Source organism: Paenibacillus sp. FSL R7-0302 (genome assembly GCF_038006885.1).
Taxonomy (GTDB): domain Bacteria; phylum Bacillota; class Bacilli; order Paenibacillales; family Paenibacillaceae; genus Paenibacillus_AQ.
Genome location: NZ_JBBOWB010000001.1, coordinates 3,350,084 through 3,366,568 on the forward strand (window position 1 = coordinate 3,350,084; position 16,485 = coordinate 3,366,568).

General features: G+C 54.4%; 13 protein-coding genes. 4 read left to right on the forward strand and 9 right to left on the reverse strand.

Annotated features, from left to right (window positions below; genetic code table 11):
- Positions 1–288: 288 nt before the first annotated feature.
- The 8 genes from MKY96_RS14695 to MKY96_RS14730 form a co-directional block, all read right to left on the reverse strand.
- Positions 289–1,797, reverse strand: coding sequence for a copper amine oxidase N-terminal domain-containing protein (locus MKY96_RS14695; RefSeq protein WP_340941287.1), 1,509 nt, complete (start codon positions 1,795–1,797; stop codon positions 289–291).
- Positions 1,798–1,889: 92 nt separating this feature from the next.
- Positions 1,890–2,558, reverse strand: coding sequence for a TraX family protein (locus MKY96_RS14700; protein WP_340941288.1), 669 nt, complete (start codon positions 2,556–2,558; stop codon positions 1,890–1,892).
- A gap of 365 nt (positions 2,559–2,923) precedes the next feature.
- On the reverse strand, positions 2,924–4,087 hold the full coding sequence (gene mmsB, locus MKY96_RS14705) for a multiple monosaccharide ABC transporter permease (RefSeq protein ID WP_340941290.1): 1,164 nt from the start codon (positions 4,085–4,087) through the stop codon (positions 2,924–2,926).
- 6 nt (positions 4,088–4,093) lie between these two features.
- A complete protein-coding gene (gene mmsA, locus MKY96_RS14710; RefSeq protein ID WP_340941292.1) occupies positions 4,094–5,623 on the reverse strand; it encodes a multiple monosaccharide ABC transporter ATP-binding protein in 1,530 nt (509 codons plus the stop codon).
- A 102-nt stretch (positions 5,624–5,725) separates the two neighbouring features.
- Positions 5,726–6,835 (reverse strand): multiple monosaccharide ABC transporter substrate-binding protein, encoded by a 1,110-nt coding sequence (chvE, locus tag MKY96_RS14715; RefSeq protein WP_340941293.1) that lies wholly within the window; start codon positions 6,833–6,835, stop codon positions 5,726–5,728.
- 205 nt (positions 6,836–7,040) lie between these two features.
- Positions 7,041–8,255 (reverse strand): response regulator, encoded by a 1,215-nt coding sequence (locus tag MKY96_RS14720; RefSeq protein ID WP_340941294.1) that lies wholly within the window; start codon positions 8,253–8,255, stop codon positions 7,041–7,043.
- A 22-nt stretch (positions 8,256–8,277) separates the two neighbouring features.
- Positions 8,278–10,122 (reverse strand): cache domain-containing sensor histidine kinase, encoded by a 1,845-nt coding sequence (locus MKY96_RS14725; RefSeq protein ID WP_340941295.1) that lies wholly within the window; start codon positions 10,120–10,122, stop codon positions 8,278–8,280.
- A 42-nt stretch (positions 10,123–10,164) separates the two neighbouring features.
- Complete coding sequence (locus tag MKY96_RS14730; protein ID WP_340944577.1) at positions 10,165–11,178, reverse strand: substrate-binding domain-containing protein; 1,014 nt, start codon at positions 11,176–11,178, stop codon at positions 10,165–10,167.
- Between the two features lie 216 nt (positions 11,179–11,394).
- Here MKY96_RS14730 and MKY96_RS14735 point away from each other — a divergent pair, with 216 nt between their 5' ends.
- The 4 genes from MKY96_RS14735 (at position 11,395) to MKY96_RS14750 (ending at position 14,648) form a co-directional block, all read left to right on the forward strand.
- Positions 11,395–11,583 (forward strand): hypothetical protein, encoded by a 189-nt coding sequence (locus tag MKY96_RS14735; RefSeq protein WP_340941297.1) that lies wholly within the window; start codon positions 11,395–11,397, stop codon positions 11,581–11,583.
- A gap of 148 nt (positions 11,584–11,731) precedes the next feature.
- On the forward strand, positions 11,732–12,646 hold the full coding sequence (locus MKY96_RS14740; RefSeq protein WP_340941299.1) for a helix-turn-helix transcriptional regulator: 915 nt from the start codon (positions 11,732–11,734) through the stop codon (positions 12,644–12,646).
- The gene (locus tag MKY96_RS14745) at positions 12,643–13,650 is read left to right on the forward strand and encodes a hypothetical protein (protein ID WP_340941300.1); all 1,008 of its coding nucleotides are present in this window, start codon (positions 12,643–12,645) and stop codon (positions 13,648–13,650) included. The genes MKY96_RS14740 and MKY96_RS14745 overlap by 4 nt, the downstream gene beginning before the upstream one ends.
- Complete coding sequence (locus MKY96_RS14750; protein WP_340941302.1) at positions 13,647–14,648, forward strand: hypothetical protein; 1,002 nt, start codon at positions 13,647–13,649, stop codon at positions 14,646–14,648. The genes MKY96_RS14745 and MKY96_RS14750 overlap by 4 nt, the downstream gene beginning before the upstream one ends.
- 15 nt (positions 14,649–14,663) lie before the next feature.
- Here MKY96_RS14750 and MKY96_RS14755 read toward each other — a convergent pair whose 3' ends face one another.
- On the reverse strand, positions 14,664–16,373 hold the full coding sequence (locus tag MKY96_RS14755) for an LTA synthase family protein (protein ID WP_340941303.1): 1,710 nt from the start codon (positions 16,371–16,373) through the stop codon (positions 14,664–14,666).
- Positions 16,374–16,485: the final 112 nt, after the last annotated feature.

Sequence of the window (16,485 nt, forward strand, 5' to 3'; positions counted from 1 at the left end):
AATAATGTTAAGTCTATTGCAATAAACCTATATTGTCAAGGCAAGACCGGTAACTCCCACAGAACAAAATGCCTGCGGCATCCCCATTGTGGTCGGTTTTTCGACCACATCCGGCCCAGATGACCACGCGCTGTCCATGTGTCCGGTGAAATCCTATTACTGATCCAGAATATAGATCCTGCCGATGCTCCAAGACACCGGACGAAAATCATAATTTCCTATTCAACAAAAAAACCGGAACCGCCTGATTGCTCAGGGGTCCCGGTTTGTTGACTATAACTGTACTTCTTACGGACGTTCGATCCAGATATAGCCGTCATCATCTACTTCAACCGTAGCATGCAGGCCTTCAGCCAATACACGCAGCGGCACATTAGCATCTCCATACTCATCTACGAATACTGCTAACGGAAGCTTCACGGTCTTGCCGGCAATTTGTGCCTGCGCGGAACCGATTTTGAATACGAGCTGATCGCCGTATACATCGTCAGTTACCTTGATCGATTTGTTAGGTCCATCCCACTCTACCTTGGCATCCAGATCCTCTGCGACATAGCGCAGCGGTACATAGGTAGTACCATTCTTCACGACCGGATAATAGTAATCGTCATCCGGTGCGATCATTAGGCTCTTGGAGGTAATTGCCATCTCCTCTTTGAGCAGCTTATAGACGGATGAATTGGCATCGAAGCTTCTCAGCGTTTCCCCTGGAGTAAGGTCACCCTTGGAATAATCAATTGCACCCACGGTGCTGATTGGATCAGCCGTTACCGGACCGTTCACATTCCAGGTCTCGGACACCAGCTTCATGCTGATGCTCTGCAGCGGCAGATATTCATCGGCCGGAAGAGCAACATTGAAGTCGATGTTCTGTTTGCGGACATGGAAGCCGTTATCTACGAAGATATCCGCAGTCAGCTTCGTATCCTTGCCGAGAACAGTCTTGAGTTCAGGGGTCGATTCATAGAGGTTCTCCAGTTGCTTGTCATAGACCAGCAGGAGAGCATCCACAGCCAGCTTGGCTGCATCATGCACTACGGTGACTACCCCTTCTTTGTCTTCCAGCGGAATATCGCCCAGACCGATGCTGTTCAGATCTTCAGCTCTGTCTTTGATGAGCGGATACATGTAATCATACAGACCGCTAATCAGAGCGGTGAAGCCTTCGGTATCCTTCGACACAGATCTCAGGAAGCTCTTAAGCAATACCGGAAGCTCTTCCCCTGTAATTTCCGTATGTAGCTTCGTCAAGCTGGTTGGCTGGCCGTATACGGATTCATTAACGGATGTCACTGTGATCGCACCCGGATTCGGAAGATTCTTGATCACAAACTGGGAGGCCAGCTTAGTGAATTCCAAGGTCTTGGCCGGATCGGTTGCTTCCAGACCGAGCAACATTTCATTGCTCTGAAGCGGCATGTAGAACGGCTGCTTCGCGCCTTCAGCGGTGAAGACCAGGTTCTTCTGGTCGGTGAAGAGGGAGAAAGGAATCTTGAACTCCTTGTAACCCACAACTCCCGTGGCCGAGACGTTGCCGTTATCCTGAACCTTCACATGGCCGAGCGTAAGCGATAAGGAATTAATAAGATCAATAACTTCCTTGTCCTCTGCGGTGATACCTGCTGCAGGAACAGCGTTCAGGGTCATCGTAGTGCTGGATTCAGAGGATTTGACATCCAGATCCCCCAGCAGTGCCTTATTGACATCGAAGCCGCCAACCGCTTGGCAGCCTGACAGAATCAGTAGCAGGGCGAGAATCGGCACCAGCCATTTGGTTCTTGCTTTCATTTTCTTCATAGCATGTCTCCTCTAGCTCATAATTTGGCAACGTACCCATCATCTCAGAGGAGCATGGATTTGTAAATACAGCACCTGGAAATGATGAACCCTCATACGCTAAATAAACTCCGCCATTCTATAAATACCCATTCTTTGAAAAAGAGAAACTTTACCAACGCAAGTATTGCTAAATGGGCCGGATAAAAGCACCACCAGACCCAGCGCGGCAGACGCTTCTTCTCCAGCAGCACCCAAAAACCCGGAGTCAGCGCAATCAGAAGGGTCGGAATAATGCTGGCCATCTGCACCAGCCAATTATAATAGAACAGATAGAATACATTCAGCGCCAAATGCGCCAGCACCAGCACGTAAGAACGGGTATAACGGAAGATCAGCACCAGCAGCAGGCCGTAAGCGTTGTAGTCCAGAGGCAGAGCATCCATCAGCAGCACAGCTACGGCTACTACCGGAATACCCGCCCACAGATTCGGCAGCTTATCAAGCAGGGCAAGGACAAGCGCTGAGATCAGCAGGGTGAAGACGACATTCCAGCCTCCCGGATGGATCGCCAGATTGTACGGAATCTGCGCCAGCACAGCGATGACGAGCAGCCGCCGGAAATAGCGGGGTCTGGAAGAGGTATGGATATAGCCTTGCGCCAGCGCGTAGCAGTAGATCGGAAAGGCAATTCTCCCCACATATCTCCAGGCAAGCTCACCCGGGAAAAAGATCAGGCCGACATGGTCAATCAGCATGGTCAGCATGGCAATAATCTGCATCTGTAGCCTCCTGTACTATATAAATTGAACTAATGGTTTTTATGTTTTGGGATTAGCCGTGACTCCAGAGAAGTTTTGGACTTCCGGCCGCTGTTGTGTTTGAATTTCCTAAATTAAACCGCATTACGCGGTAGAAATTCAAACACAAAGGCGGTCGCTTCCGCTCCTCCAGTTCCAAAATTCCCCTCCGCCACTTTTCCTTTAACTTAAATTTTAGTTCAATCTATATAACATGAAATATAAAGCACCTTAGGTGCTATTATCCATGCCAGAGCCGTATGCTGCAAGCTGTGCGGGAGAACTTGTACGACAGGCAAGCCGGAGCCGCTCCCCCTGGAGCAGTTCCGGCCCGGTTCTATCTTATATCAGGCTGTCTTCGATTTGTTATAGATATCAAAGCCTACGGCAAGCAGCAGCACCAGTCCCTTGATCCCCTGCTGCCAGTCTACGCCGAGGCCGACGAGCGACATGCCGTTGTTCATGACGCCCATGACCAGACCGCCGATAATGGCACCGACTACGGTTCCGATTCCCCCGGACGCGGAGGCTCCGCCGATGAAGCAGGCAGCGATAGCATCCAGCTCGAAGTTCGTACCGGCCTTAGGGGTAGCCGAGTTCAGGCGGGCCGCGAAGACCAGACCGGACAGGGCAGCGAGTACACCCATGTTAACGAATACCCAGAAGGTCACCCGTTTGGTTTTGACGCCGGAGAGGCTGGCCGCCTTCTCATTGCCGCCCAGGGCATAGATATGCCGACCCATGGTCATGTGGTTCATGACGAAGGAGTACATCACGATCAGCACCATCAGAATGACAAGAATGTTAGGAATCCCGTTATATTGCGCCAGAACATAGGTGAACAGGTTGATGACAATCACCAGCGCAGCAGCCTTGGCAACAGACATCCAGATTGGAGAACGCTCGAAGCCGTACTTCACCGTGATCCGGCGGCTGCGGATTTCCTGATAGATCACCAGCAGCGACAGCAGAACACCGATGATCAGGGTCAGCACATTCAGCGAGCCCCCGCTGGCGACATCGGGAATGAACCCGGAGCTGATCTTCTGAAAAGTCTTTGGGAAAGGCGCAATCGACTGCCCGTTCAGCACGATCATCGTCAGTCCCCGGAACAGCAGCATGCCCGCCAGGGTCACGATGAACGCCGGGATTTTGACATAAGCGACCCAGAAGCCCTGCCAGGCCCCGACCAGCGCGCCCATCAGCAGCGAGATGACTACGGCCAGCACCGGATTCAGCTCCATATCCACCATCATAATGGCCGACAGGGCACCGATGAAGGCAGCTACCGAGCCGACCGAGAGGTCGATATGCCCAGTGATGATTACCAGCACCATCCCGATAGCCAGCACCAGTATGTAGCTGTTCTGCAGAATGAGATTGGTCACGTTCAGCGGCTTCAGCAGAATGCCGTCGGTCAGAATTTGAAAGAACACCGAAATAAAAATCAAGGCAATGATCATGCCGTATTGGCGGATATTTTTTTTGAACAGTTCACTAATGGCTCCCATGCGGTGTTACCCCCTGCTTCGTGTCATAAATTTCATCAAAAGCTCCTGCGACGCATCCTTCCGTACCACTTCCCCGCTGATCCGCCCTTCACACATGGTGTAGATCCGGTCGCACATCCCGATAATTTCCGGCAGCTCGGAAGAGATGACCAGCACGCCCTTCCCCTCTGCGGCAAGACTGTTGATGATGGAATAGATTTCGTATTTGGCCCCGACATCGATGCCCCGCGTAGGCTCATCGAGGATCAGCACATCCGGTTGGGCGTAGATCCATTTGCTGAGTACCACCTTCTGCTGGTTGCCGCCGCTGAGATTCACGGTTTTTTGCAGGATGCTGGGGGTCTTGATGTTCAGCTTCTTGCGGTATTCCTCTGCGACCAGTACCTCCTCGTTCTCATTAATGACGCCATGACGGGAGAGCTTCTTCAGGCTGCTGAGCGAGATGTTCCGCTTGATATCGTCGATCAGGATCAGGCCGTAATGCTTGCGGTCCTCGGTTACGTAGGCTAACCCATGCTCTATCGCCTGGCTGATGTTATTCAGGTGTACCTCCTTGCCGTGCATAAAAGTCTGGCCGCTGATCCGCTTGCCATAAGACTTGCCGAACACACTCATCGCCAGCTCCGTGCGCCCTGCGCCCATCAGCCCGGCAATGCCGACCACCTCACCGCGCCGGATGTAGAGATTAATTTGATCCAGCATTTTGCGGTCCGCCTGTGTCTCGTGGTAGACATTCCAGTCCCGAATCTCGAAGATCGTCTCGCCCGGATCCGGTGTGCGCTCAGGGTAACGGTTCGTCAGATCACGCCCGACCATGCCTTTGATAATGACATCCTCTGTAACGGCATCCTGCTTCATATCCAGGGTCTTGATGGTCTGTCCATCGCGCAGAATCGTGACGGAATCCGCTATCTTCTCGATTTCGTTCAATTTGTGGGAAATGATAATCGAGGATATCCCCTGCTTCTTCAGCTCCAGAATGAGCAGCAGCAGATTCTCGCTATCATCCTCATTCAGCGCCGCTGTCGGTTCGTCGAGAATGAGCAGCTTCACTTCCTTGGAGAGCGCCTTCGCGATCTCTACAAGCTGCTGCTTGCCGACACCTATCGTAGAGACTCCTGTAAACGGCGATTCCTTGAGGCCGACGGTCGTTAGCAGCGCCTTGGTCTTGACCGTCGTTTCGTTCCAGTTGATCACCCCGCGTCTGGCCTGTTCATTGCCGAGGAAGATGTTCTCCGAAATCGACAAATACGGAATCAGCGCCAGCTCCTGATGGATAATGACGATCCCCAGGCCCTCGCTGTCCTTGATATCCTTGAACTGGCATACCTGCCCCTGGTAATAGATATCCCCTTCATACGTCCCGTGCGGATACACTCCGCTAAGCACCTTCATCAGCGTGGACTTGCCTGCCCCATTCTCTCCGCAGAGGGCGTGGATCTCGCCTGCCTTCACCTGCAGATTGACTGACGAGAGCGCTTTGACGCCGGGGAATGTCTTGGTGATGCCTTTCATCTCCAAAATAATTTCACTCATATGCCTCTCACCCAGCTTTCCTTGTGACTGTGCAGCGGTTCTCCGGCGGATTTTTTCGTTGTTCAATGCCGCCGGGAAACCGCGAGAAATTGCTGCGGATTATTATTGTCCGAGCTGCTCTTTGGTGTAGTACCCGCCGTCCACCAGCACTTTATCCACGTTGGCCGCATCCACAGAGACCGGCTCCAGCAGGTAGGACGGGACGATTTTGACCCCGTTGTCGTAGGTGGTGGTATCGTTGACTTCGGCTTCGGTCCCCTTCAGCACACTCTCCGTCATCTCCACTGCCTTCTTAGCCAGCTCGCGGGTATCCTTGAATACCGTCTGGGTCTGCTCTCCGGCCAGAATGGACTTCACGGAAGCCAGCTCGGCGTCCTGTCCGGTAACCACCGGAAGCTTCTTGTCACCGGAGCCGTAGCCTACACCCTTGAGCGAAGACAGGATACCGATGCTGATGCCATCGTATGGAGACAAGACAGCGTCCAGATTATCGCCCGCATAGTTCGCACTCAGCAGGTTATCCATCCGTGACTGGGCGGCAGCGCCGTCCCAGCGCAACGTAGCTACCTTATCCATCGTAAGCTGCTTGCTGCGGACCACCAGTTTACCGGAATCAATGTAAGGCTTCAGAATCGACATGGCACCATCGAAGAAGAAATAGGCATTATTGTCATCCGGCGATCCGCCGAACAGCTCGATGTTGAACGGGCCTTTGCCGTCCTTCAGGCCAAGCTTCTCTTCAATGTAAGAGCCTTGCAGCACACCTACCTTGAAATTATCGAAGGTCGCATAATAGTCTACGAATTCACTTTTTTTGATCAGACGGTCATAAGCGATCACCTTAACGTTGGCGTCATGCGCCTTCTGCAGCACATCCGTCAGCGCCTCGCCGTCAATTGAAGCGATTACAATCGCGTTCACACCTTTGGTGATCATGTTCTCAATCTGCGAGACCTGATTCTCGACAACATCCTCCGCATATTGCAGATCCGTCCCGTAGCCCAGCTTCTCGAACTCCTTGACCATGTTGTTGCCGTCATTCACCCAGCGCTCCGAGGATTTGGTCGGCATCGCAATGCCCACCTTGCCCTTGGATGTATCCCCGCCGCCGGAAGAGCCGTCAGCACTGCTGGATGAATTACCGCTGTTGCCGCATGCAGACAAGATGAGTACCATTGTTAGCAGAAGCGTGATCATTGAATATTTTTTCATTCCTGCACTACCCCCTGAACTATTCTGATGTCTTCCACAGGTGTTCCCGTGTGACAAATCGAGTATAGCAACCGGGGGCAGGTGCCGTATTTACACTGAGGCTACTGTTTTTGTGAAATTTCAACTTTATATATATAAAAAGGAATGCGTCGCGCCTATAGATGGCTGCGGAAGCATTCCCCCACTGTTAATTCAGTATCTTCAGTTACTTTCGTACCTCAGCCTGCACCCCTTTACGGAACTGCAGCGGCGCCACCCCGGTCTGCTTCTTGAAGGCGGTGCTGAAATAATGCTGGGTCTCATAGCCTGACTGCTCTGCCACCTCGTTAATACTGAGCTCGGTGGAATGCAGAAGCTGGGCGGCCCGGCGGATACGGGTCTGGGTCAGATATGCGCCGAAGGATTCGCCCACCTCCTGCTTGAACAAGCGGCTCAGGTAGACCGGAGAGGCTTGAAGCAAGCCTGCTGTGGCCTCCAGGGTAAGCCCGTATTCGCTGTAATGCTCCTGGATATGCTGCTTCGCCCGGCGGACGAGCGGGGACAGCGGCTGCTCCTTGACCAGCGCCACCCGGCAGCTCCGGTAGGCGGCGGCCAGCTCTGTAATCTCGCCTTGGATCAGCCGGGTGCCGACTTCAACGGCGATTTTGAGATGGCTGCGCACCGCGGCCTCCACTCCGGCCAGGATACGCTCCCCTGCGGCATCCCACAGCAGGATAACGATCAATCCGGCGGCGTCCCGGAACATCACCTTAGGATACGGGTCCAACAGCTCGGAGGCGATATTCTCTATGGCGAATAAGAAGAGTTGCCGCTCCTTCTCCTTCATCGCCGGATGCTGGCCCTCCCACCTCCAGCGGATGATGCCGATCAGCTCCGGCCGCTGCGGCGGAAGCTTGAGGAATTGCAGCTGCTCCCGGATCTCCGCCTGGCTCAGATTACCGTCCAGCCATTCCTGGCAGAAGCGCTCGCGCAGCAGGGGAAAGTTCTTCATCAGCTGCCGGGAAGCCTGCTCCAGATGCTGGCTCTGCTGCCGCTCGGACTCCAGCTCATCGCGGACGCCCCGCAGCACCTGCATCAATTGCTTCGGTTCCGCAGGCTTGAGAATATAATCATTCACCTGCAGCCGGATCGACTCCTGCGCATAAGCGAATTCATCGTGGCCGGTGATTACAATAATCTTACAGCCGGGCAGCGCTTCCCGCAGCCGCTTCATCAGCTCCATGCCATGCATAATCGGCATGTTCAGGTCCACCAGGGCGATATGGATGGCATGCTCCACAGCCAGCTCCAGCGCCTCCTCCCCGTCTTCTGCCTCTGCCGTCACCTCCATACCCAGGCTATCCCAGTCCACGCATTGCCGGATGCCCTCCCGGATAATACGCTCATCATCGGCAATGATTACTTTCCATTTGTCCATCATGTACAGATCATCCTCCTCTATCCTATTGTTTCTCTGGGTAACTCTCACGAACAACCGGATGACGCACCGTTACAAGAGTTCCCTGACCCGGCCCGCTCTCTATCTGGATACCGTACGGCGCTCCATAGGTCAGCCTGATCCGCGCCTGCACATTCAATATGCCGTAGCCGCTTCCTGCGGTGCCTGTTACAGCTATTTCCGTCTCCGGGCGCTCCAGTTCTTCTGTACCTACCGCTTCAAGCCGCCGCCTGAGCTCCTTCAGCTTATCTGCAGACATCCCTGCACCATCATCGCGAACAGTAAGAGACAGGTCGTTGTCCCGTTCCACGACTGCAATGGAGAGGTGTCCGGGGCCGCGCCGCTCCTTGATGCCGTGATAGATCGCGTTCTCCACCATCGGCTGCAGCAGCAGCTTAAGCACATACAGCTCCTGTAAGTGCGGCTCCACTTCAATGGAATACGTCAGCTTCGTGCTATAACGGACATGCTGAATTTTCAGATAGCTGACGATATGCTCCAGCTCATCGGAGAGCGGTATGATATCGCTCCCTTTGCTTAAGCCCAGCCGGAACAGCCTGGAGAGGGACTGGACGACCTCGGCGATATCCTCCGCTCCCTTGCTGCGGGCCATCCAGTGAATCGTATCCAGCGTATTGTACAGAAAATGCGGCTTGATATGCGCCTGGAGACTGCGCAGCTCCGCCTCACGCTTTTGCCGCGCCTGAAGCTCGGTCAGGGATAGCAGCCGGCCAATCTGGGCCAGCATCGTATTGAAGCTGCGGCCGAGCAGCCCGATCTCATCGGAACGGCTGCCCCAGTAGCGGATCGTCAGATCGCCGGACTGCGCCTTGCTCATGAAGGAAGCCAGCTGGCCGATAGGACGGGAGATCGAATAGGCCAGATAGAACGATGCGGTCATGCCCAGCATACAGACTACAAATACAAAGGTAACAACATTGAACGTAATCTCGCGGATTCCATAAGCCGACTCATCCATCGGGAACACGCCCATCGTGGTCCAGCCGGTAAACGGCGAGGTCCGGTAGATCAGCTGAAGCTTGCGGCCGTCTACCGTCTCCGAGGTAATGCCCGAGGACTCAGTGAACAGACCTGCCGGGATGGTACGCATTAAAGGATGCTGCGGCGCGTAGATCATCTCTCCGCGATTGTCCACCACTGTCAGATATCCGGTCTTGCCGAGCGTGACATCTCTAGCCGTCTCCGCGATCACCCGCAGCTTCAGATCCACCAGCACCACGCCCTGGACCACCTGCGTCTCAGGATTCACAATGGCCCGCACAGCGGAGACCACCTCGCTCTCCTTATAGTCCACATGGGACCTGACCGCACGGCCATACGGATGCCCGACGATCAGGAAGATCCCCTTATTCTCTGCCGCCTGCTTGTACCAGCTCTCCTCCGTCAGCCGGGTACCGGAACGGGTATACATCTCGTTGCTGATGAAATCGCCTTCACGGTTGACCAGCATAATGCCGGCAATCTCGGAGCTGAGCGTGGTGAAGCCCTGCAGAAATTTGCGGATATTGTATTCCGCCGATTCCCCGTTGCCCGCTGCGGAGTCCGGCTGTGCCGGAACCGGCGGCGCCCCCTTCAGGAACTTCTGGACGCCCGGATCGAACGAGATCAGGTATGTAATTTTCTGCAGATTCTCCACATCACTCTCAATGGCGGTATTCACCTTGCGGATGAGCTGCATCGTGTTCTCGGTGCTCTGCTCCTCCACGATCCGGTCCACCGTCCAGCCAATCAACAGCCCCAGTCCAATAGAAGGCAGAATGCTAATCAGCAAAAAGTGAATAATCAGCTTATAGCGGATTGGCATATTATTCAGCTTCAGCTTTTCCATGCTCACGCCGGCCTTGCGCATCACAGGCTCCCCCTCTGCCGCCTATTTGGCATAATAATTGTCCACATTCTGCCGCGTGACCACATCAATTCCGGTATCTACAGAATCGGGGACAGGCAGGGGCTTATTATTGGCATAAGCTTCAGGGTCAGCCTCCAGATCACGGTGCAGATGAAACAGCTCGGTCAGCGACCAATAACCCATATTCCAGGTGCCCTGGGCCATGGTTGCGGCAATCTTGCCTTCCTTCACCAGATCGAGTGTGCCTTTATCCGTATCGAAGCTGATAATCTGCGGGACCGGTTGGCTGCCAGGGGCGGCTTCCACGGCTTCCGCAACCCCAATACCGCCATTACTTTCCGTGGCAAAAATCCCTGCCAGCTGCGGATACCGCACCAGCAGCTGCTCGGCAGCCTCCCTGGACGCCACCTGATCTCCCCGCCCATCCTTGACCGCCACCAGCTTCATCTGCGGGTACTTGCTGCGGATGGTATCCGTGAAGCCGTCCGTCCGCTCCTGGTGATTATGCTGATCCGGTGTGGTGATAATGGCGACCTCGCCCTTGCCCCCGGTCAGCTCGGCCATCTTATGCGCCGCCTTCGTTCCGGCATTATAATTGTCCGTTCCCAGGAAGGAATACGCCTTGCTGCCCTCCGCTCCCGAATCAAACAGCACCACCGGAATGCCGCTCTCCACAGCCTTGTTAATCGTCGCTGTAAGCAGCTTGGAATTCACGGCCGAAATAGCAATCCCCGCCGGCTTCTTGGCGATGGTCTGCTCCAGCACCGTCATCTGTTCACTCGCGTTATGCTGGGTAGAGCCGTGATACTCGACGGATACATTAAGCTCCTCTGCGGCATCCTCGAAGCCCTTCAGCACGCTTTTCCAGTAATCAATGCCGATCTGGAACGTGACCATCACATATTTGTCCTCAATATTACCGCGCAGTCCGGTAGTCTCCCACGGGTCTGCCGCCTTTCCCTGCTGCTTGTAATTCAGCACGTAGAGCACGAAGATGCCGATTAACAGCACATAGACGAGCCACAGCTTTTTCACAAATGTAACCCCTTTCATAACAATGAATGCCGAAGGCCCACAGGCCCCAGGTTCTTCCATCTATGACCAATCTAGTCTACTGGCTTGGCAGCCGTTCCGTCAATTACGTTACAGAGCCTATAGATAAAGATCGTTATCTGCTACGACATTTTATGTCGTACCGATTGTTCTATACTGGACAAGTACCATCAATTCAATGAAACGAGGATTACAAGAATGTCAAAAACCAAACGCGGACGGGTTCTCTGGACCCTCCCTTCCCGCGGACGCGGCACCTGCCCGGTCTGCGGGTCCACCCGGATCAAGCTTCTCTACACCAAAATAAAATCCGACGGTACCGCCCTAAAGGTCTGCAAGCGCTGCGACAAAGCCACGCAGGTTAGAGTGGACGCAGCAACCAAGTAAGGCGATACAGGGATGTCTGCCCTGCTTCATGCTCCGTGCATGGGAGCAGGGAGCATCCTTGTTTTCTTATTCAGGGAAGTTGTCCCTCTGGTCTTCATAATCATCAGGAGCTATACTGAAAGCTACTGAAAGGAGCGGAAGGAGCAGCATGAGCCATATTCACCGGATTCAGTGGTTTGACCAGCAGGTCCGCCAGCTGGCGTATCCGAACAGCAGCAAGCTGGCGGAGCAGTTCGAGATTTCCAGGCGCCAAGCCCAGCGGGATATTGAATACCTGACAGAATCGCTGCGGGCTCCGCTCCGGTATGTGGCGAAGCAGCGCGGATATATATACGAGGACAACAGCTTCGTGCTGCCTCATCTGTACATTACGGACGAGGAGCAGCGGGTGCTTAAATATCTGGCTTACCGGTATAGCCACTATGATTATGAGAATGCCCAGAGTATACGCAAGGTCGGGGGGCTGCTGGAGCGGTTCACGGAGCAGCCTCTTACGGACAGGGAGCTTAAGCTGCCTGTCTTTGAAGTGAATGCCCACCGCATACAGATGATGGAGATGCTGGAGCAGGCGATCTCGGCCCGCAGGGTGGTCCATGTTCTCTACCTTGCCGGGGAGGACACTTCGCAGGAGCTGTATCTCTGCCCTTTGCGGCTAAGCCGGCGGGTGGAGGAAGATTATCTGGAGGCCGCTATGGAGGGCGATGGCCGGAGTGAGTATTTCAGCCTGTCCGGCATCCGTCAGCTAACGCTGACCGGCAGGGTCTTCACAGCCGGAGAAGACGGCCCTGCGGCACCGGCGGAGCAGGCCAGACCCTTGAAGCCATTCACGGCGAGAATATGTATTAACCAAGTACCTCAGGACAGCTCATGGGGTGGTTATCGGCTCCGTGCTGCTGCTGAGCATGTCTATGAGGTTGATTTTTATGATACCAGCGCGTTCATTGCACATCTGCTCCACTCGGAGTGGAGTGCCCTCCTGTCTCCCAAATGGCTGAAGGACAAGCTCCGCAGCATCTGTGAGGTTGCAGTGAGACGGCTGGATGAACAGGAGAATGAACAGTGAGCAAGCGAACAGGCGTAATTCTTGACGTTCAGATGAAGCGTGAATCCAAATCTTTTACCGATGCGCTCTATGCCGTAGTGACTGCCGCCGGTTTATTCGAGAGTCCGAAATTCATGCTCTCCGGGCTAAGCGGCATGGCCTTCAAATTCACCGTACACGAGAAGCTCCTCCCCTTATCCGTTACGGCTTATGGGCAGTGGGGCACAGAGCATAGTGCGGCCGCCGATAACCTCGGCATCTTCTTCCAATATGACGGCGGAAGAACCAGACATGATTCGTTCGGGGAGTATCAACGGATCGCCATTGACAATGTCAAGCAGAGTCTGGACCGCGGCCGGGCCTGCATCTACTGGATACCGGAATTCGGCGTGATTCATGGTTATGATGAGGAGGACCGGGTGTTCTATGTACAGGATGGCTGGTCCGGTGAGACGCAGGTTGTGCTGTATGATAACTTCGGCCTGAACTTCACGCCCTTCTGGGACTGTATGTATATCGGAGAGCGTGTGAAGTTTCCGCTGCAGGATGCTGTACTGGAGTCGCTGCGGCTTGCGCTGGAGGATTGGGAGACTCCTCACAAAACACTTCCTGACTTAAGCCTCGGTTCAGGCCGCCTGGCCTACAGCTTCCTGATCCGGGCGCTTCAGCACGGCGGATTCGACAGCTACGGTGCTATTTACATCCTTGAATCGTACATGACTTCACGGACCGAGATCTCCGCTTATCTGCGGGAGGTTCAGTCCGTATTGCCGGGGCTTAAGGAAGTCAGCTGCTTGTATGATGAGCTGGCGGAGGAGCTGGCCGGCCCGGTGGCTGCTGCAATCCAGAAGGAGAATGGGAGCAAGCTGCTGAACCAGGAACAGCTTCCTTCCCTCTGCTCTGCTTTGGAGAAGGCCTTGGAGCTGGAGGAGCGGGCCATGCAATTGGTTCGGGTAATTTCAGAACAGTACCCGGACCAGAAACGGTCCACACTGCCAAGATGGGGGGCGCATACCGCACGATGAGTGATTATCATAACAAACAAGCTTCAGCCGCTACGGATCAGCTGCGTGTGCCGCTCTCTTCTTCTTTTGCAGATGCCATGCACCAGGTCCTCTCGGCCAAAGGCTGGTTCAGCCTGCCCGTCCATATGCTGTCCGGCATGACGGCCTTATGTTTCCGCCTGTCCGTGCACAGGCAGCTTCACCCGGATTCAGCTACAGCTTATAACTGGGCGGCTGAACATTTCGTAGCGGCAGATCTGATCGGCCTTATCGCCATGCAGGGTGCAGGCTTTAACTTCAGCCCTACCTTCCCTCTCTATCAGAAACAGGCCATTGCGGCAATCCGTCAATCACTTAAGCAGGGCACCGGGGTGGTCTGCTGGAAGGACCGGTTCGTAGTGATTACCCGCTGTGATGATCAGCAGCAGCTCTTTTATTACAAGGAGCTGAATTCAGCCGCTGAGCACGAACTGCCTTACGAGCAGCTTGGGAGGAATGATTCACCTTATTGGTACGGCCAGATCTATGAAGGTCAGGTCCCAAAAGATAGGCTTCAGGTAATCAGAGAGTCCTTCATTCAAGCGGTGTACAAGGCAGAGGTTCATGATCCGATGCTGCCGGAATCGCAATATGCCTGCGGACTTAAGGCCTATGATGCCATGCTTGAGGCCTTGGCGGACGGGAACTATGATGCTGCCGGAGCCTATGAGACGCTGATCTTCTATGCAGGAATGAAACAGGATACGGCAGCCTACACATGGGAAGCCAGCCTGTACTGGCCCGAACTTGAAGGGATTGCCGAACATTATACGGCTCTGGCCGCTGTCTATAATGAAATTACAGACGCTCTTAACGAGAGGCCCGTACAAGCTCCAGAGGCTCCATGTTCCATTAATGCTGAGGGCCTGATTCCGCTCCTCCGGGAAGCGAAGCGTATCGAGACCGCAGCGATCCAGTCCATTCGTCTGCTGCTGCGGGAGCCGATTGAGAACCGCTTCCATGATGTGGGGCTGCGCTAAGCCACGGCGGAGTGCTCAGAACATCAGCGACTCCGCATATTTCTCCCCTTCCAGCAGGTCATATTCGACCAGACGGTAGTCATCCAGCAGCGCCTGCTGCTCAGGGGTCAGCTCCTGCAGAATTCCGGTATCGCCCGGCCCGATTAGCACCTTCTTGCTAAGTCCCGGAATTTCCGCCCGTACCTGCTCCAGCAGCTTATAAAAGGCCGGCAGCGTCTGCCCGGATAACCGGAAGACCGCAGGGCCGAGAAAGGCCGGGCTAAGCGTCCCGAGCGGCTCTTTCCCGATCTCAAAGTTAGCGAGTACCAACAGCTTCGTCTCATGCTTCAGCCTTGGCTCCTGATCCCAGCCTGCTGCGGTATAGATCCCGGCGCTGAGCGCAGGCAGATGATCTCCCCAGAACACCGCGATGGTGGGCCGCTTGATCTTCAGCAGCTCCTGCTGGAGATAAGCCATGGCCTCGTCTGTCAGCTTGGTATCCTGCACATAAGTCTCCAGCTCATCCTTCTGCTCCGGCAGTCCGCCTTGAACGGTGATGGTATTCGGTCCGTTCAGGCCTTTGGTGAAAGGAAAATGATTCTGCATCGTCACCAGATGCAGGAATGCCGGGCCCGATGCCTCTTGAAGCTGCCGGACCGCCTCCTGTACAGCTGCTTTATCCGAGACATACCCCTCTGGAGTCAGGCGGTCAGCGTCCGGCAGATCCTTCTCACTTGTGAAGCGGTCGAACCCCAACACCGGATAGACACGGTTACGGTTATAGAAGGTATCATCGAACGGATGCAACGCCAGAGCCTCATACCCTCTGTCCTTGAGTATACTGACGATCGACGGCAGGGAGGACATTTTGACGATGCGCTGTTGATAAGGAATCGTTCCATCCCCCAGAAAATACATCGACAGCCCGGTCAGGGCCTCGAACTCCACATTAGCCGTATTGCCGCCGAATTCCGGGGACAGCAAATAACCGGACGGCGTCTGGCCCGCCACCCCATGGATGAACTTCAGCGGATCTTCGCTAAGCGTATATCCGGGCAGGCGCGTAGGGTCGAAGAACGCCTCATTCATCATAAACAGAATGTTCGGCTGCTCCCCTGGCGTGGCCTGTACCGGCGTCTCCGGCAATGCCGAATACTTGGCAGCTACCGCTTCAACCGCTTCACGGCTGTAGCCTTCCGGCTTGTCCATCAGGCTCTGCCGCAGATTCCCGGCGAACGCATAGACGAACCCGTTCTGCGTATAATTCACCTTCTGGTTCCAGAAGATGTTCTGATAGCTCATTGCTGCAACGACAGGAGATTGACCGGTGACCAGCACAAGAAACCACGCGCTTAGCCCCACAGATATTCCCGCCAGCGTCACGCGCAAGGACAATCTGATCCGGTTCTTCGGCAGCTTAATAATCACAAGGACCAGACCGGCAACCACCAGAACAGCGGTCCCTATAGCAAACGGAGAGATCATCCCGCTGGTAATCTTGCTCATGCCTTCGGCATTCTTCAGCAGCATCAGATCCCACGGAAACAGCGGTTCGCCTCTCGTAGCCAGCTTCTGATCACTGGCAATCCCCAGCAGCACGAACAGCGCCGAGACCACCGCCGGCCCCGCATACGCATTTGGCACAATCACTGAGCTTAAGAGCAGAATGAAGAAAATAAACAGACTTCCGGTACAATACAGCCAAGGATAAGCGCCAACCCATTCCAAAGCACGAAAGACATCCATCCGAAAAGAAGCAGCCTGCAAAAACAAATTCAGCCCAAATCCCACAGCCAGCAAAATGATCAATAAATACGACAAACGCTTCGATGGCAATAACCGTGACAAGTGCATTCAC

Excerpts from the sequence above, each read along its gene's own strand:
- MKY96_RS14700 (WP_340941288.1), bottom strand. The coding sequence starts at position 2,558 with ATGCAGATTATTGCCATGCTGACCATGCTGATTGACCATGTCGGCCTG.
- MKY96_RS14735 (WP_340941297.1), top strand. The coding sequence starts at position 11,395 with ATGTCAAAAACCAAACGCGGACGGGTTCTCTGGACCCTCCCTTCCCGC.
- MKY96_RS14720 (WP_340941294.1), bottom strand. The coding sequence starts at position 8,255 with ATGATGGACAAATGGAAAGTAATCATTGCCGATGATGAGCGTATTATC.
- MKY96_RS14740 (WP_340941299.1), top strand. The coding sequence starts at position 11,732 with ATGAGCCATATTCACCGGATTCAGTGGTTTGACCAGCAGGTCCGCCAG.
- mmsA (WP_340941292.1), bottom strand. The coding sequence starts at position 5,623 with ATGAGTGAAATTATTTTGGAGATGAAAGGCATCACCAAGACATTCCCC.
- MKY96_RS14725 (WP_340941295.1), bottom strand. The coding sequence starts at position 10,122 with ATGGAAAAGCTGAAGCTGAATAATATGCCAATCCGCTATAAGCTGATT.
- MKY96_RS14750 (WP_340941302.1), top strand. The coding sequence starts at position 13,647 with ATGAGTGATTATCATAACAAACAAGCTTCAGCCGCTACGGATCAGCTG.
- mmsB (WP_340941290.1), bottom strand. The coding sequence starts at position 4,087 with ATGGGAGCCATTAGTGAACTGTTCAAAAAAAATATCCGCCAATACGGC.
- MKY96_RS14695 (WP_340941287.1), bottom strand. The coding sequence starts at position 1,797 with ATGAAGAAAATGAAAGCAAGAACCAAATGGCTGGTGCCGATTCTCGCC.
- chvE (WP_340941293.1), bottom strand. The coding sequence starts at position 6,835 with ATGAAAAAATATTCAATGATCACGCTTCTGCTAACAATGGTACTCATC.
- MKY96_RS14755 (WP_340941303.1), bottom strand. The coding sequence starts at position 16,373 with ATGGATGTCTTTCGTGCTTTGGAATGGGTTGGCGCTTATCCTTGGCTG.